The sequence below is a fragment of the Halomonas sp. CH40 genome (assembly GCA_041875495.1).
GTDB lineage: Bacteria > Pseudomonadota > Gammaproteobacteria > Pseudomonadales > Halomonadaceae > Vreelandella.
On record CP112982.1, the window covers coordinates 2,721,017 to 2,743,823 of the forward strand.

Genomic DNA, 22,807 nt, shown 5'->3' on the forward strand with positions numbered 1-22,807 from the left:
GAGATCTTCCACACCGCGATTGCATGGCATTTTGATTGATGGCGAACAGGTCGAACCGGCACGGGGAAACCCCTAAAGGACATGGAGCCACGAGCTCGTGTAAACGATTGGGAACCAGTGCGCGGATAGCCCATTAGGGTCTGATGCTAAAAAACGGCATCATTAGAGAGACCGAATACACGTAGGCAGTCGTACCTTAGTCGCGACCAAACAAAGTGCTTGCAATAGAGGAGGAGTCCATACACGTCCTCCACGGCTTCAACGACATCGCGCTCGTGAGGCGGGTGCAGGGTGCCACGCAGTACCGGCGATACCTCCACCTTTACCTGACTACGCCCCCGGCGCACCAGAATCCTCAGCTCATCTCGGCGATTATCCTGAAGCTCGGCACGCACGCCTGGCAGTCTGACACTGAAAGTCTCTGCCAGTCGCTGCAGCGCCTTGCGACAGCGTCGCAGTGCCTCGTCACGGGGCTCCAGCGGCAGATAGGCAAGGTCGATATCGACCGATAGGCGAGGTAATTGCTGCATGAAGAGATTGATGGCAGTGCCACCCTTGAGAGCGAAGCACGGCTCGTCATTGAGGAATGGCAGCAACGAGACCAGCAGACTGACCTGTTCGTGGTAGCGAGCTTCAAACGGCATGCAGGAACGCCTCCGGCACCGTCACGTGATATTCTCTATCCAGCTTGCCGCCCTGACAGAGCTGCCGCTTGCCTTTGCCGAGATCCAGTCGACGTGGTTCCAGGCGACCGTACCAGGCATGCCCGGCGTGGCGAGCCAGCACCAAGAAGGCACGCTTGGTTCTCACCGAACGGCACCCTTCCAGCAATGCCTGCAGCCGGCGCGGGCGCAGCGTGTTAAGCCCGCCGAAAGTGTCCACCAGCTCACTACTGAACAGCAGCTCATTCGGCGTCACAGCGATCCACTCTAGGACTGCTCGCTCGGGTGTCGATACCTGGAAGCTGAAGGCCCTGCCATCCGGCGCGTACTCCGTGAAGCTGCCGGGAAGTTGCACCGGCAGGCCCTTTTCGGAGTGGAGCACCATCCGCCCTACCCACTCGGCATCACTCAACCACCGGGGCAGCCGAACGGCTTCCCTACCATAGAGGTGCGTCGTGCTTTCCCCCATGGGCAGATAGTGAACAAAACCATGCAGTGCCAGAGCCGTCTGGCCACCCGGCCAAAGCGGTGGCAACCCCGTGTCGTCGCTCGCCTGCAAAGCGAAAACAGCGCTCTCCCAGGTAAGAGGCTCCCGCGCTTGGCAGTAGGCGCCGTGCCCCACGCGTTGCAGCCAGCCACTGCTGGCCAGCTTACGCGCCTGATCCGAGGTAACGCCGTGTGATGCCAACCAAGAGGTCGTAACGACGGCGCCATACGGGATTTTGTGCAGCAGCTGGTTTATTTTCACGTTAAAAAGCGGCCTTAAATTCCGTCTTCAGAGTGAAGAATAAACCACATTGGTTTATTATCAAGCATAGAATCGCCATTTTAGGCCGCTTTTAACGCAGCCTTTAAACCGACAGCTGCATCCCTACTTCTGCTTGAGCCAAAGAGTAGCCCCACCACAACGGTTGCAAGATCAGCTCAGTCGTTAGGAGCGCCTATAATAATGATCGCAAGAACGAAAGAATCAATCTCACGGCTCAAGGAGAAGTGACAATTGAGGCGCAACAAAATGCCAAACACGTCGTGCGCTTAAACATGCGTGGACGCTTTGTTGACACTTTCGGAGAAAAATACAGCGAGGAGGAAAGAAAACGCGGATAAATAATTGAAAAATGGTGGGCCCAGTAGGACTTGAACCTACGACCAAGGGATTATGAGTCCCCTGCTCTAACCAACTGAGCTATAGGCCCGTAAAGCGCGCATATCATAGCGAAAGTTGTTCGCTGGGGCTAGCCCTTTCCATTCGGCACGGGGCACTTTTATGCTTGCTTCGAGTCTATGGGGGTAACGCATTTGGAGATGACTTATGAAAGGCTTGTTTGCCGTGGTGTTTTTACCTCTGGCGCTGGCAGTGCAGGCGGATTGGCAACTCGACCCCCAGCATTCGAAGCTGACCGCTTCACTTACCCAGAACGAGGGTGAGGCAGCCAGAACCGAGCAGTATGAAGTGCGCCAGCTACGCGGTGATATCAGCCCGGAAGGTATGCTGCGTTTACCGCTAAGCCTTGATCAGACAGATGTTTTTACTCGCCTTGGCAATCTGCCTGCCTGGGTCAGCCTGCTGGCCAGCCAGCCTCTGGTGACGCTTGAAGCGCAGATGGCACCTGAGCGACTGGACCAACTGGATCTTGGTGAATCAATGATTGAAACGCTGACATTTCGTATACAGACGGATCTGATCAATCAGGAAGAGGCCATTCCGCTGCGCTTTACCCGTGAAGGGCTGAATGACATCCGTGTCACTCCTGCCGCGCCGATGGCACTGGATGGCAATGCGCTGATGGCCAACCCGACAGTACGCACTCTGCTGGCGCTGTTAGGCTATCAGCAGCTTGATCCCCATGTGCCAGTGAATCTGTCCGCCCGGCTGATCAATCGCTAGTCGGCCAGGGTATCCCTATCGCCTGCCCGGGCAGCCCCGGTCTGTACCCGCCATTGGGCGGCATAATGGCCGTTGGCTGCCAGTAGGCTTGAGTGGTTACCTCGCTCAGCGACCTGCCCTTTTTCGATCACCACAATTTCATCAGCATCAACTATGGTGGACAGCCGGTGTGCAATCATGATGACGGTACGCCCGCGGGCAATGCGTTCAAGGGAGCGCTGAATCGCCGCCTCGGTTTCGTTATCAACCGCGCTGGTAGCTTCATCCAGCACCAATATTGGCGGGTCTTTAAGTAGCGCTCTGGCCAGGGAGAGTCGCTGACGCTGCCCACCCGACAGCCGCACACCCCGTTCGCCCACCGGGGTTTCCAGGCCCTGGGGCAATGTTTCAATAAAGCTCCAGGCTTCGGCGGTTTTCGCTGCGTCAATAATTTCGGCTTCTGGAGCATCGGGTTTGCCATATGCAATGTTGTCACGGATGCTGCCTTCAAACAGGTAGACATCCTGGCTGACCAAGCCAATCGCCTGGCGTAACGAGTGCATGCTGACCGCGTTGATCGGCTGGCCATCCACCAGCACTCGGCCGCTGGTGGGGTCATAGAAACGCAGCAGCAGCTTGATCAGGGTGGATTTACCTGAGCCAGTCGCCCCGACCAGCGCCAGTGTCGTCCCGGCTGGCACGTGCAGGTCGATGCCCGTCACCCCGACTTGGCTTGATGCATACTGGAAACTCACGACATCAAAGCGCACCTCACCCTTGACGGGGTCCGCCAGGGGCGTGGCGCTGTCGTCTTTAACGGTAATCGGCACTTCCAGCAGGTCGAGAATCCGTTTGGTGCTGGCCATGGCACGCTCGAACAGGTCAATCACCTGAGCAAGCCCCGTCAGCGGCCAGAGCAGGCGCTGGGTAAGGAAAACCAGCACACCGTAGGCACCAACGTTAAGATTACCGTTAAGCGCCATCATGCCACCCACTGTAAAGGTCGCCAGAAAGCCCGCCAGAATCGCCATCCGAATCACGGGAATAAACGCAGAGCTGACCTGAATTGCCCGGCGATTGGCCTCTACATAGGCTTCACTGGCCTCGCGTAGACGCTCGGCTTCACGCGCTTCACTGGTAAAGCTTTTGATGGTGGCAATGCCGCTCAGGTTATTTGACAGGCGGCTGCCCAGATCGCCGACCTTTTCCCGCACATCGCTGTACAGTGGCCCGGCTTTGCGCTGAAAGAAGAAAGCGCCCCAGATGATCAGCGGAATCGGGGTAAACGCCAACAGCGCAATCAGCGGCGAAAGTACAAAAAATACCGCGCCCACCGCGACGACCGTAACGCCGACCTGAATCAGGGCATTGGCGCCACCATCCAGAAAACGCTCCAGCTGATTGACATCGTCGTTCATGGTGGCCACTAGCTGGCCAGAGCTTCTCGACTCAAAAAACGCCATATCTAACCGCTGGGCATGTTCATAGGTGTCCTGACGCATATCAGCCTGTAATCGCTGAGCCAGATTGCGCCATAGCACCTGAAAAAGGTATTCAAACAGCGATTCGCCTGCCCAGATAAAGAAGGTCAGCACAGCCAGTATGGTGATCTGCTCCTGAGGGGATTCAAACCCCAGTCGGGCAACAAAGCTTTTCTCCTGGTTGACGACCACATCAATCGCTACACCAATCAGGATTTCCGGGGCGATATCAAACAGCTTATTGATAATCGAGCAGGCGCTGGCCGCCACTATGCGCCGCCGGTAGCCCTTGGCATAGCGCAACAGCCGGATAAGCGCTTGAAAGCTTTGGCTTGAAGATGAATGAGGTTGCGTTGAGGGCGAAGAAGTCGTCACGTCGTTTCCTTGGTTGTCGGGATTTTTCTAGCCTAAAGGACACAGCATATTAGACGCTAGGCGCTGGATTTACAGCTCTCAAGGGGAAGAAACAAAAATCAGTCGCAAATAGGAATATATTGCATTAGACTCCATGCAGCAGATGATAACAATAAACATTAAAAAATCAGTGCTATTTGTTAATTAATATCATTAAAGGAGATCATAATGCCACGCTTCCCTCGCACGGCCTTGGCCGTCACCATCAGCGTTACCACGACGATGGTTCACGCCCAGGAGTCTGAATCACTGGATAATATTGTCGTCTCGGCCAGTGGTTTTGAGCAGGCGATGGTCGATGCCCCGGCGAGTATCTCGGTCATTTCCCGACAGGAACTCCAGCGCCAGCGGGTTACCAGCGTGGCAGAGGCCCTGCGTGATGTAGAAGGCGTCGATGTAGGCGGGCAAGTGGGCAAAACCGGCGGTCGAACTATCAGCCTGCGTGGCATGCCTAGCGACTACACCCTGATCCTGATTGACGGGCGGCGCCAGAATGCGGCTGGCAGCGTCACGCCAAACGGCTTTGGCGCAACGGCTACCAGTTTTTTTCCGCCGGTTTCCAGCATTGAGCGTATCGAAGTGATCCGCGGGCCAATGTCGACCCTCTATGGCTCTGATGCCATGGGCGGTGTGATCAACATCATCACACGCCGAGTGGATCGCGAATGGGTCGGCTCGCTGGGCATTGAAAACACGATTAATCAGGATCGTGACTTTGGTGACCGCCGCGAGGTCAACCTGTACGCCAGTGGCCCCCTGATTGAGGATACCTTGGGTGTTCAGCTACGTGGGCGTTTCTATGAACGCGATGCATCAGCACTCACTTACACCGACGCCAGCGGTAACCCCGTTGAGGTCAGCCAGCGTGGCCCCAGCCCGGTGGAAGGCGACACCTATAACCTGGGTGGCAAGCTGACCTGGACACCTTCCGATAACCATGATCTGTGGCTGGATGGCGAAGTGAATCGCCAGCGCTATACCAATGACGAATGCCAATTAGGCACCCTGGATGGCCGTACCCGCAGCTGTGCACCCAGCCCGGGCGTCGCCAATGGCTATTCAGACGAATTGCGCTTCGAGCGCGAGCAGCTGGCGATCGGCCACACCGGGTACTTTGCGGCGGGGACGCTTGAGTCCAGCCTGATGCGCAACACCACACAAACCAAAGGGCGCACCATTCCAGGTGAAGAAGGGGTGGCCTATGAAGGCTTCCCAGGTATTGTGGGCGGCGCACCCCGCGAGCTTAAAACCACCAATAGCGTTCTGGATAGCAAGTTTACGCTACCGCTTGGCGAGCATATGACCACCCTCGGGCTGCAGTGGTGGGATGCCGAACTGGATGACGGCCTGGCTAATGAAACCTTCGCCCAGACGACCTGGTCGCTGTTTGCTGAAGACGAATGGCTGCTGCGCGATGATCTCGCCCTGACCCTGGGTGGCCGCTACGATCACCACGACGCCTTTGGCAGCCAGTTCAGCCCGCGTGGCTACCTGGTGTGGAATACCACTGCCCACTGGACGCTGAAAGGCGGTATCAGCCGAGGCTACAAAACGCCCACCCTGAACGCGCTTCACTCAGGCATCAACGGGGTCACCGGTCAGGGCACCATTCTGACCATCGGCAACCCGGATCTTGAGCCGGAAACCAGCACCAGCAGCGAACTGGGCGCCCATTACGATAACCAGGCAGGGTTCTCTGCCAGTGCGACGCTCTTCTACAACGAGTTCGACGATAAGATTGCCAGCGGTGACGACATCCTGGTCGAGAATGATCCTCTGGTACCGGATGGCATCTACAGCCAGCAGGTTAATATTGATGAGGCCGTGACCCAGGGGGTCGAGCTTTCAGCCCGCTATCAATTCACGCCTGCATGGCAGTTGAGCGGTAACTACACCTATACCGATAGCGAACAGAAAAGCGGCAACAACCGTGGTGAGCCGCTGACCGATACGCCTGAACACGCTCTCAATACTACCTTGCGCTGGCAAGCCACAGCGAAACTGGATACTTGGCTCTCAGCTGAATACCGCAGCGAACGTTACCGCAACCGGGAAAGCGTCAGGGGGGCACCGTCTTTTGATGACCTGGGTGACTTCAAAGCCTACTCGCTGTTCCATCTGGGGGCTAACTATGCGGTCACCGATAATCTGAACCTTAGCGCTACTCTCTACAATCTGTTGGACAAGGACTTTGTTGATTACCGCGCTTACGGCGATGGCACCCGCTTTGGCAATGTGTACGCCAACAGCGAAGAAGGTCGTCGACTGTGGTTATCAGCACGCTATGCGTTTTAACCCCGTGCCAGGTAATTAGCCATTCATTCTCGGTCATTCACCTTGCCAGTTAGCGGCCTAATTAACGACAATAAGGGCTGGATAATCATCAAGGAATGTTAATGCTTGCCGAGCTTTTTGCCGTCATGGCCCCTGTCCTTGCGGGCGCGGGCCTGGGATACACCTGGGTACGCCAGGGGCACCCCTACCCCGTCGACTTTGTGACCCGCCTGGTGTTTAACATCGGCACGCCTGCTCTGGTGCTGGCATCACTTAGCGGCGCGGATATTGATGCCACTACCTTCGGGCGCACCATGCTGGCAACCTCGCTGGTGATGATCGCCATGGCAGCCGCCACCTTTGCGGTGGCCAAACTGCTGGCCCGGGACTGGCGTGTGCTACTGGCCCCGATGATGTACCCCAATACCGGCAACATGGGGCTGCCCGTGGTGCTTTACGCCTTCGGCAGCGCGGGGTTTGCCTACGGCATTACCGTCATGGTGACGGTATCACTGTTTCAGTTTACCCTGGGTAGCCTGCTCGGTAGCCAGGGTAACCCACTGAAGACCTTGGCCAAAACTCCGACGGTCTATGCCATTGTCATCGCGATGACGCTGCTTTTGACAGATACGTCGCTGCCACTCTGGCTAGCCAACAGTGTCGATTTGATGTCTGGTTTCACCGTACCTCTGATGCTGATCACGCTGGGAGTGTCGCTGGCCAGCATTCAGGTTAAGAGTCTGCGCTCCGGTGTTCGCTTCAGCCTGATACGTATACCTCTAGCGGCGGTGATCGCCTGGGCCATCGGTTACCTGCTCCAGCTGCCCACCCTGGCACACAGCATCTTGATTCTGCAGATGAGCATGCCAGTCGCAGTGTTTAATTACCTGTTTGCCCAACGCGCCAAACGTGAGCCTGGGTACGTGGCAAGCCTGGTATTCTGCTCAACCCTGATGGCGTTACTCTACCTGCCGATTCTGCTGGCTTTATTGATGTAGTGACAACAGCCGTTGAAGCCATCCTGTCTATCCCTGCTAGGCTATAAAGACTGTTCTGGAGGGAGAATCAACGTGGCCATTTTTCATTGCTTGCCTTTGGGCAGGCGTATAACCAGCATCCTTCTTGCCCTCATAGGCGCCCTGGCCATTAATGCGGCGGCCTATGCCCAATCCTCGCTCAGCGTTACCACCCAGCATTTTACGCTGAACATTGAGCGCGTGGCCCATGGGTTGAATCACCCCTGGTCGCTCGCCTTCCTGCCGGATGGCCGCTATCTGGTCAGCCAACGCTCAGGGGAGCTTGTGCTGATTGATCAACAAGGCAACCAGCAAACCCTGACAGGCATGCCCAACGTAAGCACCCAGGGCCAGGGCGGCTTGCTGGATATTACCCTTCACTCAAGCTTTGGGCAGGCGGATGGCCAAAACGACTGGATCTACTTCACCTGGAGTAAACCTGAGGGCAACCAGAGCCGAACAGCCCTCTCTCGAGCCAAGTGGCAGGGGGATTCAATTGGGGCCGTTGAACATCTTTTTGAACAGGATCGTGCCTCTGCGCCCGGACGCCATTACGGTTCTCGCCTGGCCTGGCTTGAAGATGGCACCCTCTTGATGAGCATTGGCGATCGCGGACGTGACCCGAGCCGCGCTCAGGCCCGAGATGATCATGCTGGCTCAACCCTGCGCCTGACCGATACCGGTGGCGTACCTGACGATAATCCCTTCATTGACGACCCCAGTACGCTGGATGAAATCTATACCCTGGGCAACCGCAACATCCAAGGCTTAACGGTTCTCAGCAACGGCGACCCCTGGGCAACCGAACATGGCCCACGCACCGGTGACGAACTCAATCAATTGCTGGCAGGTGAAAATTACGGCTGGCCAAGGGTCAGCCGAGGCAACGACTACACCACCAATCAACCCATTGGTGAGGACTCACTTCCCGGTATGCGCAACCCTGTGCATGTTTTTCAGGGCCGTTTCGCGCCATCAGGGTTAACGCAAGTGACGTCTGATACTTTCTCGGAATGGCAGGGCCAGTTGCTTGCCGGGGGGCTAGCCAGCCAGCAGCTTATTCGCCTGGCACTGGCCAATGGTGAACAAAGCCATTCTGAGAACCAAGGTGACATCACTGATAACAACGCAGAAATTATCGCCCGCGAAGTCGTTTTAAACGGGGAACTGGGTCGCCTTCGTGACATTCGCCAGGCCCCCGACGGTGCACTCTATTTGTTGACAGATGCCCCGCAGGGAAGCTTGTACCGTTTAAATAGACAGCAGCCCTAAACTGTTAATCACCGTAAAAAGTACGTAGGGTTTCGGTCAGATGTTGTTGAACAACCTCTGTAATCTGACATCGACACCTCATCCATGTATAATTGCACGTGATAGAAATTACGCTTTTATCCATTTTTTAATTAATAATAGCTCTTGAGCAAGCACTATTTGCACACAGCAAGCCTTGAAAAGTATTACCTGTATTCAACATTTTTCACCGCAGGCTTGATAGCGATCACACCACATCAACACGGCAGTACGCTTTACACAGCTGATCGCCAGGCCAGTCAAGCTGATTGGCGTTGATATTTCGCCATGATATTTGTCATTGACAAAAGAAGGAGTCTCGCATGTTCAAGCACATCATGGTTCCCGTCGACCTCGCCCACATCGAGGTACTTGAACCCTCGCTGAAAGTCGTGGCCGATACGGCCAAACACTACGATGCTTCCATCACTTACGTTGGGGTCACTTCCACGGCGCCTAACAGCGTGGCAAGAACGCCAGACGAGTATCAGCAAAAGCTTGAAGCTTTCGCTCAAAAACGTCATAGCGTTCACGGTCAGCCGGTCACTGCCAAGGTGTATAGCTCCACTGACCCAGTCGCAAATGTGGATGACATTCTGGTGAAATCCATTGATGAACTCGGTATTGATCTTGTCATCATGGCAACGCACCTTCCGCGCCACCTGGATGCTGTCATGCCTTCCCACGGTGGCAAGGTGGCAACCCATACCGATGCGTCTGTTTTCCTGGTACGCCCGACTGAATCGTGAGCCCGTTTTTCAACGCCTCCTTGTGATGCGCAAAACTGGCCAGCCACAATAACCTTGACGGAGATGTCCAATGGACAATAACTCTCAGCGTCCGGATGACTATACGCCGGCACCTTCGGAGGGCATTCCCGCTCCGGAAGGTGCGGCGAATCTGATTGATACCGATTACGTGATCGGTCAGGACAACATCACCGCCTCGCCGATGGGCTTTAATATTGACCTGCACGGCAAGGTATTCACTATCTCATCTTTGTTGATAGTACTGTTCGTGGTGTTGACCCTGGCACTTCAGGAACAGATTGCCCCGATATATGATGCGGTCTTCAACTTCTTGACCGGCAACCTGGCCTGGTTCTTTATTCTAGCGGCCAATATCTTTGTTATTCTCTGCCTTTTCCTGGTTGTCTCGCCATTAGGTAAAATCCGCATTGGCGGCGCGGCTGCCAAGCCGGACTTTACCTATATGGGCTGGTTTTCCATGCTGTTTGCTGCCGGCATGGGTATCGGCCTGATGTTCTATGGGGTCAGCGAGCCATTGACGCATTTTGGTACTGCGTTCGACGGCAGTGACTGGGCACCACTCGGCGGCGCCGTGGGTGACTTTGAAGGCAACGAAGCAGGCTCAGTTGCAGTGGGCATGGCGGCCACCATCTTCCACTGGGGCTTACACCCCTGGGCAATCTATTCCGTTGTTGCGCTGTCGCTGGCGCTGTTTGCCTTCAATAAAGGTCTGCCACTTTCCATGCGTTCGGTGTTCTATCCGATTCTGGGCGAGCGCGTCTGGGGCTGGCCAGGACATATCATCGATATTCTGGCAGTGTTTGCCACCCTGTTTGGCCTGGCAACTTCACTGGGGATAGGCGCTTCACAGGCCGCAGCAGGCCTCACCTATCTGTTTGGCGCGCCAGAAAGCGATATCACCATGATATTGCTGATTATCGGGATCACCATTATCGCTATCGCCTCCATCCTTGCCGGGGTGGATAAAGGTGTACAGCTGCTCTCAAAAATCAATATCGGCTTGGCGGCTGCCCTGCTGTTCTTTGTGATTGGCGTAGGGCCTACCCTGATCATCGCCACCGGGTTCTTCGAAAACCTGATGAGCTATGTGGTGAATCTGCCAGCACTCTCTAACCCCTTCGGCCGTGAAGATGCCAACTTCAGCCAAGGCTGGACAGCCTTCTACTGGGCCTGGTGGATTTCCTGGTCTCCGTACGTTGGCATGTTTATCGCCCGGGTATCCCGTGGCCGTACCGTGCGTGAGTTCATCATCTCAGTGCTCCTGGTACCTTCCACCGTGTCGATTCTGTGGATGACCGCCTTTGGTGGCACCGCCATTGATCAGTATCTGTCTCAAGGTATTGAGGCCGTGCGCGATGCCGGTCTGGAGCTGCAACTATTTGTCATGCTGGAACAGCTGCCGCTGTCGAACATCACTTCCTTTATTGCCATTGTATTGGTAATTGTCTTCTTTGTGACCTCGTCGGATTCCGGTTCGCTGGTTATCGATTCAATCACCGCAGGCGGTAAGGTCGACGCTCCCAAACCACAGCGTGTGTTCTGGGCGATCATCGAAGGCACTATCGCCATTGCCCTACTGCTGGGTGGCGGCTTGACTGCCCTGCAGACGATGGCGGTCTCTACTGGCTTCCCGTTCACGATCATTCTTTTGGTGGCTTGTTACGCCATTATCAAAGGCTTGATGAGTGAACCCAAAGCCGTCTGATCAAGCGGACAGCACTATAAGAGTGGGAGCAGCCTCAGGGCTGCTCTTCTTTTTTGGTGCTTTCACCTAGTTTTCTATCGTTTACGGTAGAAATTCGCGAGTGCTGTATTATCCAAGTTGCAACGCTCATTCATTACCCACCTATGACGGAGACGTCCTGTGGACTCAAACTCTCAACGTCCGGACGATAAAAATTCGGAGGGTGTTCCTGCCCCCGATGGCCCTGCCAATCTCATCGATACCGATTATGTGATCGGCCAGGATAACCTGACAGCCTCGCCAATGGGGTTCAATATTGACCTGCATGGCAAGGTATTCACCATCTCATCCTTGGTGATTGTTCTTTTTGTCGTGCTTACCCTGGCATTACAGGATCAGATTTCACCCATTTATGATGTGGTTTTCAATTATCTGACCACCAATCTTGCCTGGTTCTTCATTTTTGCAGCCAACATCTTTGTTCTGCTCTGCCTGTTTCTGATTGTCTCGCCGTTCGGTAAAATCCGCATTGGTGGCGCGAACGCCAAGCCGGACTTTACCTATGCAGGCTGGTTTTCCATGCTGTTTGCTGCGGGTATGGGCATTGGCCTGATGTTTTTCGGCGTCAACGAGCCGCTTGCCCACTTTGGCACCTCCTTTGATGGCAGCAACTGGGCGCCGCTGGGTGGCGCAACGGGCGAGTTTGAAGGCGATGCGGCAGGTTCAGCGGCACTTGGCATGGCGGCCACCATCTTCCACTGGGGCCTACATCCCTGGGCGATCTACGCGGTTGTCGCCTTGTCCCTGGCCTTGTTTGCTTTCAACAAAGGCCTGCCGCTGTCCATGCGCTCGGTGTTTTACCCGATTCTGGGTGAGCGTGTTTGGGGCTGGCCGGGGCATATCATTGATATCCTTGCCGTATTTGCGACGCTCTTTGGTCTGGCAACCTCTCTTGGCCTGGGCGCCACCCAGGCAGCAGCGGGTCTGACCTACCTGTTCGACGCTCCCGAAGGTGATGTCACCATGATATTGCTGATCATCGGGATTACCATTATCGCCATTGCCTCCATCCTTGCCGGGGTAGAGAAAGGCGTTCAGCTGTTATCAAAAATCAACATCGTCATGGCAGCGGGCCTGCTGTTCTTTGTTATCGCCGTAGGGCCGACACTACTGATTGTCACAGGTTTTTTCGATAACCTGCTGAACTATGTGGTTCATCTGCCTGCCCTTTCCAACCCCTTTGGCCGTGAAGATGCCAACTTTAGCCAGGGCTGGACAGCCTTCTACTGGGCATGGTGGATTTCCTGGTCTCCGTATGTCGGCATGTTTATCGCTCGGGTATCTCGTGGACGCACCGTACGTGAATTCCTGGTTGCGGTTCTTCTAGTGCCATCGATTGTATCCGTACTGTGGATGACCACCTTTGGTGGGACAGCTATCGATCAATACCTGTCTCAAGGTATTGAGGCGGTGCGTGACGCTGGCGTCGACCTTCAGTTGTTTATCATGCTTGAACAACTGCCGCTGTCGAACATCACCTCATTTCTTGCCATCGTGCTGGTCATTGTCTTCTTCGTCACCTCGTCGGATTCCGGCTCGCTGGTGATTGACTCAATTACCGCAGGCGGTAAGGTCGATGCTCCCAAACCACAGCGTGTGTTCTGGGCCATCATTGAAGGCACCATTGCTATTGCCCTGTTGTTGGGTGGCGGTTTGACGGCTTTGCAGACCATGTCGGTCTCTACCGGCTTCCCGTTCACTATCATTCTGCTGGTGGCCTGTTATGCAATCATCAAAGGCTTGATGAGCGAACCCAAGCCAGCCTGATAGATACCCCTATCAGCATGTTAAAGGGCAGCCCTCGGGCTGCCCTTTTTATTGGAATAGCGTTACTTATTGGAATCGCGTTACCAGTGCCTTGGCCAAGATTAACCGGTCAGGTCCAGAGATCGCGCAGCGGCGTTTCCGGTTGGTAATGGTGGGCAATCTGTGCCTGTAACAGTTCCGCTGTGGCCAACGCATCCACCAGCGCATGATGCCCTTGATAGGCGGGCAGGCCGTAACGTTGGCGGCTGGCATTCAGGCGAATGGACACCGGTGGACGACCCAGCCAGCGGCGAAAGCGCGCCCACAGTGACTGACGATGCAAACGCGCTTCCAGCGACATGGTATCAATCATTGGGAAAAGCACGCTTTCTCCGCGACGTGCCTTGACGGCCGCATCCAGAAATGGTCGCTCGATATGACGAAAATGGACAACGACCAGACGGCCCGCCAGGGCATCCAAGAGGTCATTCAGCACCTCGTTGAGATCCGGTGCGTGAGCAATTTCCGAATGGGTAATATGATGAAAGGCAATCGACTCTTCTGCCAGTGGGCGCGGTGGCTTGATCACCCAGTAACGGCGCTTAGCCAGCAGAATCCTGTTCATGTCAAAGGGTACAATGCCAATACTGACAATCGCGTGTCGGCGCTCATCCAGACCGGTGGTTTCCATATCCAGTGCCACCATGGGCACCTGAGCAATCGGCGTATCGCCGCTGGGCATAGGAGTCTGAAAAAAACGCTGAATGGCAGGATCACGAACCTGCTGGCCACGCTGGTTTAGGTAGGCACTCCAATCCGACTGAACGATCTTCTTGCGTGGACGTATCATCACCATTAGCTGCGTCCCTGCCTGTGAGCTGGCATCGGGTAGCGGAATTTCAGAAACTTCTGGGCATTACTCAACACCTGAAAAGCATCTTTCAGTGTATGCCGCTCGTTACTGGCGACGTTTTCCGGCTCGATATTATTATCCGGTGTGCGCTCCTCCTGCAGATCAATCACCTGATGGCGAATACGCGACATGCATAGAAACTCCAGCGCATAGCGCAGTTTGTCGGTCACCCCATTGGCCAGCAGCTGCGTCTTGGCAATATCGTCAAGCCGCTCAAAGGAATTCTGGGCTTTTGAACCACAGGCCAGCGCATGAATCCGGATAAGGTCTACCATGGGCGCGGTGCCACGCCGCTTCAGGTTGATGGAATTATTATGCTTGCCATCTTTTTCCATCACAAAAGTACGGAAGAACCCCAGAGGCGGCGTGCGGTTGAGTGCATTTCGAGCCATGGCCGCCAAAAATAGCGGTGACTTGGCCGCCTCACTTGCCACCAGATCCTGCAAGGTCTCGATATAGACTTCTTCACCATAGGCGCTGTCAAGGTCGAAGAAAATCGAACTGTGCAGGAGCTTTTCAGGCGACGGATTATTGATCCAGTCACGGAAATACTCTTTCCAGACCCGCAGCGGTTGCCGCCACTGTGGGTTGGTCGCCATGACATCACCTTTACAGTAGGTATAGCCGCAGGCATCCAGCCCATCACTGACATACTTTGCCAGTTGATAGAAGTAGTCATCGTGCTGTACGGGATCAAAAGCATCGTCAATCACCAACGCATTATCCTGATCCGTCACTATGGTCTGTTCGTTACGCGCCATGGAACCATTGACCATAAAACTATAGGGCACGGGTGGTGGCCCAAGCTCTTCTTCCGCCATCTCCAGCAGGCGACGGGTAAAACTGCGGCCTATGGTTGACAGCGCACTGCCTACCATGTGCGAGTTGGCCTCTTCCTGAACCATACGCACAAAGGCTGCGCTGACATCCGGCGCCAAGCGGGCCAGCCCCTCAACGCTGGACTGACTGAAAATATTACTGACCAGATAAAGCCCGCTGTGGGTTTCATAGCGGATAATATCGGATAAATGCACCACTCCTACCGGGCGCTGGCGATACAGTACCGGTAAGTGATGCACATTGCTGCGCAACATGGTCAGCATGGCTTCGTAAACCGACACGTCAGACTGCACGGTAATCAGGTGGGGGCCAATCACATCGCCTACCGGCGTCTCAGGCGGCAGGCCTTGAGCGACAATGCTCTTGCGAAAATCGCTGTCGGTCAGGATGCCGCACATCTGCCAGGCAACGCCTTCGCTATCATTAAAGCTAAAGCGTGGGTTCTCTTTGCCACGCTTGAGTACCAGCAACGCAGAGGCCTGAGCATTGCTCATCTGTTGAGCCGCCGCCTGCACCGTAGTAGTGGTTTCAACCATGACCGGATAACGCGACAGCAGTTTACGTATCCGGGTGACCATCATGTCATTGGATTTTTTCTGCTCTTCCGCTACGCTTTCCAAGCGTGGCCTTTCGACTTCGATAAAATCCGCAAAGTGGTCGTCTTCATCACACAGCTGCTGGAACACAGCCCCGGGAATAAAGTAGATCAGGGTATCTTCAATCGCCTTGGCCGGATAGCGCACCCGGTGCCCGCGCAACAGGCTGAAGTGGCCGAAGATATCGCCTTCACCCAAGCGGTTATAAAGCTCGCCCTGGCGGCGATAGACCTCAACGGCCCCGCTGCGTATGTAACACAGCTCATTGACAGTTTCGTTAAGACGCAGAATCTCGCTACCTGTTTTGAAATAGCGAACCTCAACGCTTTCGGCAATACGATCAAGCAGCTCATCTGACAAACCGTCAAAGGGCGGATACTTGCCCATGTGCTGATGAATCTCCAGAAGCTCAACGTCCATGCACTTCTCCTAGTCGACGGGCTTTTTGCAGGCCCTTGATAACCAACCGTTACTGACAATATCTCGCCAGCGACTCGCCTTTTCGACATATTGCATACAGTGTGCAAGCATCAAGGCGCAAGATAAAGCAGAGAGCTATAAAAAGGCTCGGCACCATCACAGTGCCGAGCCTTATACTGATATGGTCAATATCTGATTTGACGCTGTTTAATGGGGTTTAATCAAAAAACCTAGCGCTGACCAGATGACATCGCCATATTACGACTGTGATGCCATTTCCTGTACGCGTTGCATCATTTCGGGGTTCTGCTGAATGGCCTGACCGATAGCATTAAAGGTTTCGACATTGAGACCGCTATCTTCCACGACTTCAATCATCTTGTCGTTGGCTTCAGCACGTACTTCCTGCTGGCTCTGCTCATCTTCAGCCTCTTGAAGGCGCTGGGTATAATCTTGGGAAATAACCGCGATTTCCTGAGAAGCATCAGCAAATTGTTGCAACTGTTGATCAGAAAAATCCTGCGCTGGCGCCTGCTGGGTGGCCATGGGATCTTGGGCAGGATCTTGTGTCTGCTGAGCATGAGCAGCAGTTGCTATCAGACCAGTGGCTAACAGAGCGGCAGAAAACAGTGCAGTTAAACGTTGCATAGAGAACCTCGATAACTTCTGAGGTGGATTTAAGGCGTACGTTAGTCAACGTACCCACTCTGACGCATGGCAGATAGACAGGTTCAATTTTTTGTGTAACTTACAGTAAAAAAATAAAATCAGTTAATTTCACCCATTCTCTTACCGGACAGGACAACCTATATGCCTAGCCGCTCGCTCAAAGATGTGATCTCGACCGCTCGCCACGCCACGCCGGGCGAACTGGGCCTGGCCGCCATGCCCGTCCTGTTTGTCCTGTTATGGAGTACCGGCTTTATCGGCGCCAAATTTGGCTTGCCTTACGCTGAACCCTTTACCTTTCTGTTTATCCGCATGATGCTGACGCTTTTGATCCTGATCCCGTTGGCACTTGTCATGCGCATTCCCTGGCCTTCCAAGGCCAGCCTGTGGGGGCACATAGCCGTCACCGGCTGTCTGGTTCACGGCGCTTACCTTGGGGGTGTTTTTTACGGCATCTACCACGGCATGCCCGCCGGACTCGCCGCACTTTTGGTCGGCTTACAACCACTACTGACGGCCGCCTGCGCGGGCCCTTTGCTAGGTGAAAAACTCAACCAGCGCCAATGGATCGGCTTGGTACTCGGCCTGGTGGGCATTAGCCTGGTGCTGGGTAGCAAACTCGATATTAGTGACACCTTGTTTGCTGGCTTTGGTTTACCGGCGCTTTTTAGCGTGATGGCGGCCTTGGCGGGTATCTCGATCGGCACACTTTACCAGAAGCGTTTTTGCACCAGCATGCATCTGATTTCAGGCACGGCGATTCAGTATCTGGCCGCAGGCGCCCTGTTTGGCGGTGGCGCACTCCTGTTAGAAACCCGCAGTGTAGACTGGACACCTACGTTTTTATTGACCCTTGGCTGGCTGGTACTGGTGCTGTCCATTGCCGCCATCATGCTGTTGATGGCGCTGATCAAAAAAGGCGAGGCTTCAAGAGTGGCCAGTCTTTTCTACCTGGTCCCCCCGGTAACCGCCCTGCAGGCCTGGTGGCTATTTGACGAACGCTTGCCCTGGCTGGGCCTGCTGGGGATGGCGATCACTATCCTGGGTGTTGTTATGGTGGTTAAATCATCCCAGGCGGGCACCAAGGCATAATGAAGGATGACGCCTCTGCTTATGAGGGTTCAGGTGGCGGGAGGTAACAACCGCTGAAGATAACGCGAGCCGCCCAGGTTGCGCATCTGCTGGCGAATCCACTGGCTGCGCTGTTCGACCTGGGGGCTTGGCACGGACGCACTGCGGGTCAGCGGGCTGGGTAGGATGGCGGCTAACAGGCTTGCCTGACGTTCACTCAACGCACTGGCCGATGCGCCAAAATAATGCTGAGAAGCGGCTTCCAGGCCGAAAACACCTTCATCCCATTCGGCGACGTTCAGATACACCTCAAGAATGCGCTGCTTGCCCCAGATCAGCTCAATCAAAACGGTAAACCAGGTCTCCAGCGCCTTACGCCCCCAGTTGCGCCCGCTCCACAAAAAGACATTCTTGGCGGTCTGCTGGCTAATGGTGCTGGCGCCGCGCAGGCGTCCACCGCTGATAGCAGTGGACAGCGCCTGGCGAATTTCAATCAGATCAAACCCGGAGTGAGAGGGAAAGCGCTGATCCTCGGCGGCCATCACCGCCAGCTTGGCCGCGTCCGCCATGGCTTCCCAATCCCGCCATTGATGGTCAATGGTGATCGGCTCATTGGCTAGCCAGCCCTGAACCTTACGCTCCAGCATCACCATGGAGCCCGGAGGTGGCACATAGCGAAAGAGCAGCACCAGAGCAATGGATAACAGCACAAAAACGAGCGCTACCCGCCAGAGAATTCGCCAGACAAAACCGGCCACATGCGCGAGCGCTCGTTTCAACATCAGGTATCCTTACCGCTTATATAAATGCTCAGCATGATAGCGCAGATGATCTTCAATAAAGGTGGCAATAAAGAAGTAGGAATGATCATAGCCCGGTTGGCGCCTGAGCGTCAGCGGATGGTCATGCTTCTCGCAGACGGCTTCCAGATGATCAGGCTTGAGCTGTTCTTCAAGGAATTGGTCAGCCTCACCCTGATCAATAAACAGCCGCTGGCGTGAAGCGCCGTTAGCCACCAGTTCGCAGGCATCGTACTGACGCCAGCGGGTAATATCATCGCCAAGGTAATGGCTAAAGGCATTGCGACCCCAGGGGCACTCCATAGGGTTGACCACTGGGGAAAAGGCCGATACCGAGCGAAAGCGCCCTGGATGGCGCAAGGCCAGAATCAAAGCACCATGGCCGCCCATGGAATGACCGCTGATCGATTCGCGCCCATTGACCGGAAAATGCTGACGCACCACAGAGGGCAATTCTTCAGCCACATAATCGTACATACGGTAATGCGGCTTCCACGGGGCTTCAGTGGCGTTGACATAAAAGCCCGCGCCAGAACCCAGATCATAGCGTTCATGTTCACCGGGCAGGTCGGTGCCTCTCGGACTGGTATCCGGGCAGACAATGGCCACCCCAAGCTCGGCGGCAAGCCGGTGGGCACCGGCCTTCTGCATGAAGTTTTCATCGTTGCAGGTTAAACCTGACAGCCACCAGAGCAGTGGCACCCGTTCCTCTTCCGCCTGGGGCGGCAGATAAACGGCAAAGATCATATCGCAGTCCAGCGCCCGCGAATAATGACGATAGCGCTTGTGCCAGCCGCCAAAGCTACGGTTGGCCGATACCAGCTCTAGGGTTTCACTCATGCTCATAGGCACGCTCCTGACAACAGGCTCCGGGATCCTTGCCCGGCTGCAACCACCAAGGCCGCACCGGGCATCCTACGCCCTTACGGGCACCAAGTTATGATGTCACCATCATACTCAGTAATGCAGTACGGTACGAATGCTCTTGCCCGCGTGGAGCAGGTCAAAGGCTTCGTTGATCTGCTCAAACGGCATATCATGGGTAATGAAGTCATCAATATTGATCTCACCGTTCATGTAGCGTTCGACATATCCCGGCAATTCGCTGCGGCCTTTTACTCCACCGAACGCAGAGCCTTTCCAGACCCGCCCGGTCACCAGCTGGAAAGGCCGCGTGGCAATTTCTTCCCCGGCACCGGCTACTCCGATGATGATCGACTCTCCCCAGCCTTTATGGCAGCACTCAAGTGCCGAACGCATGACATTGACATTGCCGATACACTCAAAGGAGTAATCAACGCCGCCGTCAGTCAGGTCAACAATCACCTGCTGGATCGGGTCATTGTAGTCCTTGGGGTTAACAAAATCGGTCGCTCCGAACTGCTTGGCCAACTCAAACTTGTCCGGGTTGACGTCAATGGCAATAATCCGTGCAGCCTTGGCCATCATGGCGCCCTGAATCACCGCCAGACCAATCGCCCCCAAGCCAAACACAGCCACGGTTGAACCTGGCTCTACCTTGGCAGTATTGAGCACGGCACCAATGCCGGTGGTGACGCCACAACCCAGCAGGCAGATTTTGTCCATGGGCGCTTCCTTGGAGACCACGGCCAGAGACACTTCCGGCAGCACCGTATATTCACTGAAGGTAGAGGTGCCCATGTAGTGATGGAGCATCTTGCCTTCCAGCGAAAAACGCGAGGTGCCATCCGGCATGACCCCTTTGCCCTGGGTGGCGCGCACTGAACCACACAGGTTGGTCTTGCCCGAGAGGCAGAATTTGCACTGGCCACATTCTGCCGTATACAGCGGAATGACATGGTCACCGGGTTTGACACTGGTAACTCCAGGCCCCACTTCCTGAACAACGCCCGCGCCCTCATGACCCAGCACCGCCGGGAAGTTACCTTCCGGGTCTGCCCCTGAAAGCGTATAGGCATCGGTATGACAGACACTGGTGGCGGCCATTTTGACCAGCACTTCACCGGCTTTCGGGCCTTCCACATCAATTTCTACCAGCTCAAGTGGCTTGCCTGCTTCAAGCGCCACTGCCGCACGTGATTTCATGGTCATCGTCCTTACGTTGTAGGTAGTGTTAGATAGATGTTTATGTATTCAACAATATAAACAGCAACATCAATTCCCGCTTGTCTGAATGCGCCATCATAAACAGCCAAAAGCCCTTGTAGAAGGTTATCTACAAGGGCTTTGTCTTACCAGTACGCCTGGCGGTTTCGGCAACTCAACCACCGGCACATCACTTTACTCATCAAGGAATGAGCGGAGCGGCTCCGAGCGGCTCGGGTGGCGCAGCTTGCGTAGCGCCTTGGCTTCAATCTGGCGAATCCGTTCCCGGGTCACGTCAAACTGCTTACCCACCTCTTCCAGGGTGTGGTCGGTATTCATATCAATACCGAAGCGCATACGCAGCACCTTGGCTTCTCGTGCGGTCAGCCCGCCAAGGACGTTGCGAGTAGCTTCAACCAGCCCTTCGCCGGTGGCCATATCAATCGGCAACAGCATGGAGCTGTCTTCGATGAAATCACCCAGGTGTGAGTCGTCGTCATCACCGATCGGCGTTTCCATGGAGATCGGTTCCTTGGCGATCTTGAGCACCTTGCGAACCTTGTCTTCCGGCATTTCCAGACGCTCGCCCAGCTCTTCAGGTGTCGGCTCACGGCCCATTTCCTGCAGCATCTGGCGAGACACACGATTGAGCTTGTTGATGGTCTCAATCATGTGTACCGGAATACGGATTGTACGCGCCTGGTCGGCAATCGAGCGGGTAATCGCCTGACGGATCCACCAGGTCGCATAGGTCGAGAACTTGTAGCCTCGGCGATATTCGAACTTGTCGACGGCCTTCATCAAGCCAATGTTGCCTTCCTGGATCAGATCCAGGAACTGCAGGCCGCGATTGGTATACTTCTTGGCGATGGAAATCACCAGACGCAGGTTGGCCTCGACCATCTCCTTCTTGGCACGACGCGCCTTCGCTTCACCGATAGAAAGCTTGCGATTCACCTCTTTGAGTTCGCCCACGTTGAGCTGAACCATATTTTCTTCAAAGGCAATCTTGCGCTGGGAGCGGGCGATATCGGCGCGTAGCGGCTCCAGGCGATCGGCGTACTTGGGGAAAGCTTCCTGAAAATCATCCAGCCATGCCTTGCGTGATTCATGCCCCGGGAACGACTTGATAAACGTCTTGCGCGGCACCTTGGCTTTCTTCACGCATAGCTGCATGATGGTCTTTTCCTGGGCACGCACCTGCTCGACGCTGATACGCACCTGACCGACCAAACGCTCGAAATGCTTGGGCACCAGCTTGATCGGCGAGAACAGCTCCGCCAGACGCGCCTGCTCGGCTTTCAGCTCCGGGCTGCCACTGCCATGCTTGGCAAAAGCAGCTTCAACGGCGGCGTTCTGTTCACGAATCTGTTCAAAACGCGCTCGCGCTTCTTCAGGATCCGGGCCACCTTCATTGGCGGTCGAGTCTTCTTCATCGTCGTCAGTGTCGACATCGTCATCGCCAAGCTCGGTATCAATTTCCGGCTCTTCAATCACTTCAGCCTCGGCGACACCGGGAATACCTTCATCGGGGTCGATAAAGCCGGAAAACAGGTCGGAAAGACGCCCCGGCGCTTCCTCATCCTGGGTCGCATCATAGGCATCCAGAACGGATGCCACGGCACCAGGCAGATAGGCCAGTGCCGACATGACTTCACGGGTGCCTTCCTCAATACGCTTGGCAATCTCGATCTCGCCTTCACGGGTCAGAAGCTCAACCGTCCCCATTTCGCGCATGTACATACGCACTGGGTCAGTGGTTCGGCCAACATCGCTTTCCACTGCTGCCAGGGCTGCCACTGCTTCTTCAGCAGCGGACTCATCCGTGGAGTGATCCGACATCATCAAGGTGTCTTCATCTGGCGCTTCTTCAACGACACTGATTCCCATGTCGTTGATCATGCCGATGATGTCTTCCACTTGATCCGGATCAGCGATATCCTCGGGTAGATGGTCGTTGACCTCAGCGTAGGTCAGGAAGCCTTGCTCCTTACCCCGCGCGATCAACTCCTTCAGACGTGACTGCTGCTGCGCATTTCCAGCCATAGAAACCCTATCTCGACGAAGAAGAATGAAGCACCTGAAACGCTGGACGTCTTACGTCCAACAAGCCGAACAGTATAGCGTTAGCAATGGGTATTTTTCCAGCTTGGCATATTTGCGCGGT

Annotated in this window: 18 protein-coding genes and 1 tRNA gene; 8 read left to right on the forward strand and 11 right to left on the reverse strand. The window is 55.1% G+C overall.

From position 1 onward, the window contains the following. Positions 1–146 precede the first annotated feature (146 nt). From OR573_12560 to OR573_12570, 3 genes are all read right to left on the reverse strand, one after another. Entirely contained in the window at positions 147–644 is a 498-nt protein-coding gene (locus tag OR573_12560) for a nucleotidyl transferase AbiEii/AbiGii toxin family protein (GenBank protein XGA79322.1), read from the reverse strand. Further along, positions 634–1,410, reverse strand: coding sequence for a type IV toxin-antitoxin system AbiEi family antitoxin domain-containing protein (locus OR573_12565; protein XGA79323.1), 777 nt, complete (start codon positions 1,408–1,410; stop codon positions 634–636). The genes OR573_12560 and OR573_12565 overlap by 11 nt, the downstream gene beginning before the upstream one ends. A 371-nt stretch (positions 1,411–1,781) precedes the next feature. Beyond that, positions 1,782–1,858 (reverse strand) — tRNA-Ile (locus tag OR573_12570). Positions 1,859–1,974: 116 nt separating this feature from the next. Here OR573_12570 and OR573_12575 point away from each other — a divergent pair. Beyond that, positions 1,975–2,550 carry a hypothetical protein gene (locus OR573_12575; protein XGA79324.1) on the forward strand — a complete coding sequence of 192 codons (576 nt, stop codon included), beginning with the start codon at positions 1,975–1,977 and terminating at the stop codon, positions 2,548–2,550. On the opposite strand, the gene OR573_12580 is transcribed toward OR573_12575, so the two are convergent. Next, positions 2,547–4,385, reverse strand: a complete 1,839-nt coding sequence (locus tag OR573_12580; protein XGA79325.1) for an ABC transporter ATP-binding protein — start codon at positions 4,383–4,385, stop codon at positions 2,547–2,549. The two genes, OR573_12575 and OR573_12580, sit on opposite strands and share 4 nt — an antisense overlap. Positions 4,386–4,592: 207 nt before the next feature. Between OR573_12580 and OR573_12585 the strand changes: the two genes are divergently transcribed. The 6 genes from OR573_12585 to OR573_12610 all read left to right on the forward strand — a co-directional run bounded on the left by OR573_12585 (position 4,593) and on the right by OR573_12610 (position 13,285). Next, positions 4,593–6,719, forward strand: a complete 2,127-nt coding sequence (locus tag OR573_12585) for a TonB-dependent receptor (protein ID XGA79326.1) — start codon at positions 4,593–4,595, stop codon at positions 6,717–6,719. Positions 6,720–6,820: 101 nt separating this feature from the next. Further along, positions 6,821–7,696: an AEC family transporter gene (locus OR573_12590; protein ID XGA79327.1), complete on the forward strand. Its 876-nt coding sequence runs from the start codon at positions 6,821–6,823 to the stop codon at positions 7,694–7,696. Between the two features lie 147 nt (positions 7,697–7,843). Continuing rightward, a complete protein-coding gene (locus OR573_12595) occupies positions 7,844–8,986 on the forward strand; it encodes a PQQ-dependent sugar dehydrogenase (protein XGA81743.1) in 1,143 nt (380 codons plus the stop codon). 341 nt (positions 8,987–9,327) lie between these two features. After that, positions 9,328–9,753, forward strand: coding sequence for a universal stress protein (locus tag OR573_12600; GenBank protein XGA79328.1), 426 nt, complete (start codon positions 9,328–9,330; stop codon positions 9,751–9,753). Positions 9,754–9,823: 70 nt separating this feature from the next. Further along, entirely contained in the window at positions 9,824–11,479 is a 1,656-nt protein-coding gene (locus tag OR573_12605; protein ID XGA79329.1) for a BCCT family transporter, read from the forward strand. 159 nt (positions 11,480–11,638) lie between these two features. After that, positions 11,639–13,285, forward strand: coding sequence for a BCCT family transporter (locus OR573_12610; GenBank protein XGA79330.1), 1,647 nt, complete (start codon positions 11,639–11,641; stop codon positions 13,283–13,285). Positions 13,286–13,394: 109 nt separating this feature from the next. Here the strand turns inward: OR573_12610 and OR573_12615 are convergent, their stop codons facing one another. The 3 genes from OR573_12615 to OR573_12625 form a co-directional block, all read right to left on the reverse strand. Then, entirely contained in the window at positions 13,395–14,120 is a 726-nt protein-coding gene (locus OR573_12615; GenBank protein XGA79331.1) for a 3'-5' exonuclease, read from the reverse strand. Continuing rightward, the gene (locus OR573_12620) at positions 14,120–16,033 is read right to left on the reverse strand and encodes a DUF294 nucleotidyltransferase-like domain-containing protein (protein ID XGA79332.1); all 1,914 of its coding nucleotides are present in this window, start codon (positions 16,031–16,033) and stop codon (positions 14,120–14,122) included. Before OR573_12620 ends, OR573_12615 begins: the two co-directional genes overlap by 1 nt. Positions 16,034–16,291: 258 nt before the next feature. Continuing rightward, positions 16,292–16,681 (reverse strand): DUF4168 domain-containing protein, encoded by a 390-nt coding sequence (locus OR573_12625; GenBank protein ID XGA79333.1) that lies wholly within the window; start codon positions 16,679–16,681, stop codon positions 16,292–16,294. 237 nt (positions 16,682–16,918) lie between these two features. Here OR573_12625 and OR573_12630 point away from each other — a divergent pair, with 237 nt between their 5' ends. Beyond that, positions 16,919–17,794 (forward strand): DMT family transporter, encoded by an 876-nt coding sequence (locus OR573_12630; protein XGA81744.1) that lies wholly within the window; start codon positions 16,919–16,921, stop codon positions 17,792–17,794. A 29-nt stretch (positions 17,795–17,823) separates the two neighbouring features. On the opposite strand, the gene mtgA is transcribed toward OR573_12630, so the two are convergent. The 4 genes from mtgA to rpoD all read right to left on the reverse strand — a co-directional run bounded on the left by mtgA (position 17,824) and on the right by rpoD (position 22,686). Next, positions 17,824–18,555 (reverse strand): monofunctional biosynthetic peptidoglycan transglycosylase, encoded by a 732-nt coding sequence (gene mtgA / locus OR573_12635; protein XGA79334.1) that lies wholly within the window; start codon positions 18,553–18,555, stop codon positions 17,824–17,826. A gap of 9 nt (positions 18,556–18,564) precedes the next feature. After that, positions 18,565–19,419, reverse strand: coding sequence for an S-formylglutathione hydrolase (fghA, locus tag OR573_12640; protein XGA79335.1), 855 nt, complete (start codon positions 19,417–19,419; stop codon positions 18,565–18,567). A 111-nt stretch (positions 19,420–19,530) separates the two neighbouring features. Further along, positions 19,531–20,640 (reverse strand): S-(hydroxymethyl)glutathione dehydrogenase/class III alcohol dehydrogenase, encoded by a 1,110-nt coding sequence (locus tag OR573_12645; GenBank protein ID XGA79336.1) that lies wholly within the window; start codon positions 20,638–20,640, stop codon positions 19,531–19,533. Between the two features lie 195 nt (positions 20,641–20,835). Further along, positions 20,836–22,686 carry an RNA polymerase sigma factor RpoD gene (gene rpoD, locus OR573_12650; GenBank protein XGA79337.1) on the reverse strand — a complete coding sequence of 617 codons (1,851 nt, stop codon included), beginning with the start codon at positions 22,684–22,686 and terminating at the stop codon, positions 20,836–20,838. Between the last annotated feature and the right edge of the window lie 121 nt (positions 22,687–22,807).

Excerpts from the sequence above, each read along its gene's own strand:
- mtgA (XGA79334.1), bottom strand. The coding sequence starts at position 18,555 with ATGTTGAAACGAGCGCTCGCGCATGTGGCCGGTTTTGTCTGGCGAATT.
- fghA (XGA79335.1), bottom strand. The coding sequence starts at position 19,419 with ATGAGCATGAGTGAAACCCTAGAGCTGGTATCGGCCAACCGTAGCTTT.
- OR573_12585 (XGA79326.1), top strand. The coding sequence starts at position 4,593 with ATGCCACGCTTCCCTCGCACGGCCTTGGCCGTCACCATCAGCGTTACC.
- OR573_12600 (XGA79328.1), top strand. The coding sequence starts at position 9,328 with ATGTTCAAGCACATCATGGTTCCCGTCGACCTCGCCCACATCGAGGTA.
- OR573_12575 (XGA79324.1), top strand. The coding sequence starts at position 1,975 with ATGAAAGGCTTGTTTGCCGTGGTGTTTTTACCTCTGGCGCTGGCAGTG.
- OR573_12590 (XGA79327.1), top strand. The coding sequence starts at position 6,821 with ATGCTTGCCGAGCTTTTTGCCGTCATGGCCCCTGTCCTTGCGGGCGCG.
- OR573_12645 (XGA79336.1), bottom strand. The coding sequence starts at position 20,640 with ATGAAATCACGTGCGGCAGTGGCGCTTGAAGCAGGCAAGCCACTTGAG.
- rpoD (XGA79337.1), bottom strand. The coding sequence starts at position 22,686 with ATGGCTGGAAATGCGCAGCAGCAGTCACGTCTGAAGGAGTTGATCGCG.
- OR573_12625 (XGA79333.1), bottom strand. The coding sequence starts at position 16,681 with ATGCAACGTTTAACTGCACTGTTTTCTGCCGCTCTGTTAGCCACTGGT.
- OR573_12630 (XGA81744.1), top strand. The coding sequence starts at position 16,919 with ATGCCCGTCCTGTTTGTCCTGTTATGGAGTACCGGCTTTATCGGCGCC.
- OR573_12615 (XGA79331.1), bottom strand. The coding sequence starts at position 14,120 with ATGGTGATGATACGTCCACGCAAGAAGATCGTTCAGTCGGATTGGAGT.
- OR573_12560 (XGA79322.1), bottom strand. The coding sequence starts at position 644 with ATGCCGTTTGAAGCTCGCTACCACGAACAGGTCAGTCTGCTGGTCTCG.
- OR573_12605 (XGA79329.1), top strand. The coding sequence starts at position 9,824 with ATGGACAATAACTCTCAGCGTCCGGATGACTATACGCCGGCACCTTCG.
- OR573_12620 (XGA79332.1), bottom strand. The coding sequence starts at position 16,033 with ATGGACGTTGAGCTTCTGGAGATTCATCAGCACATGGGCAAGTATCCG.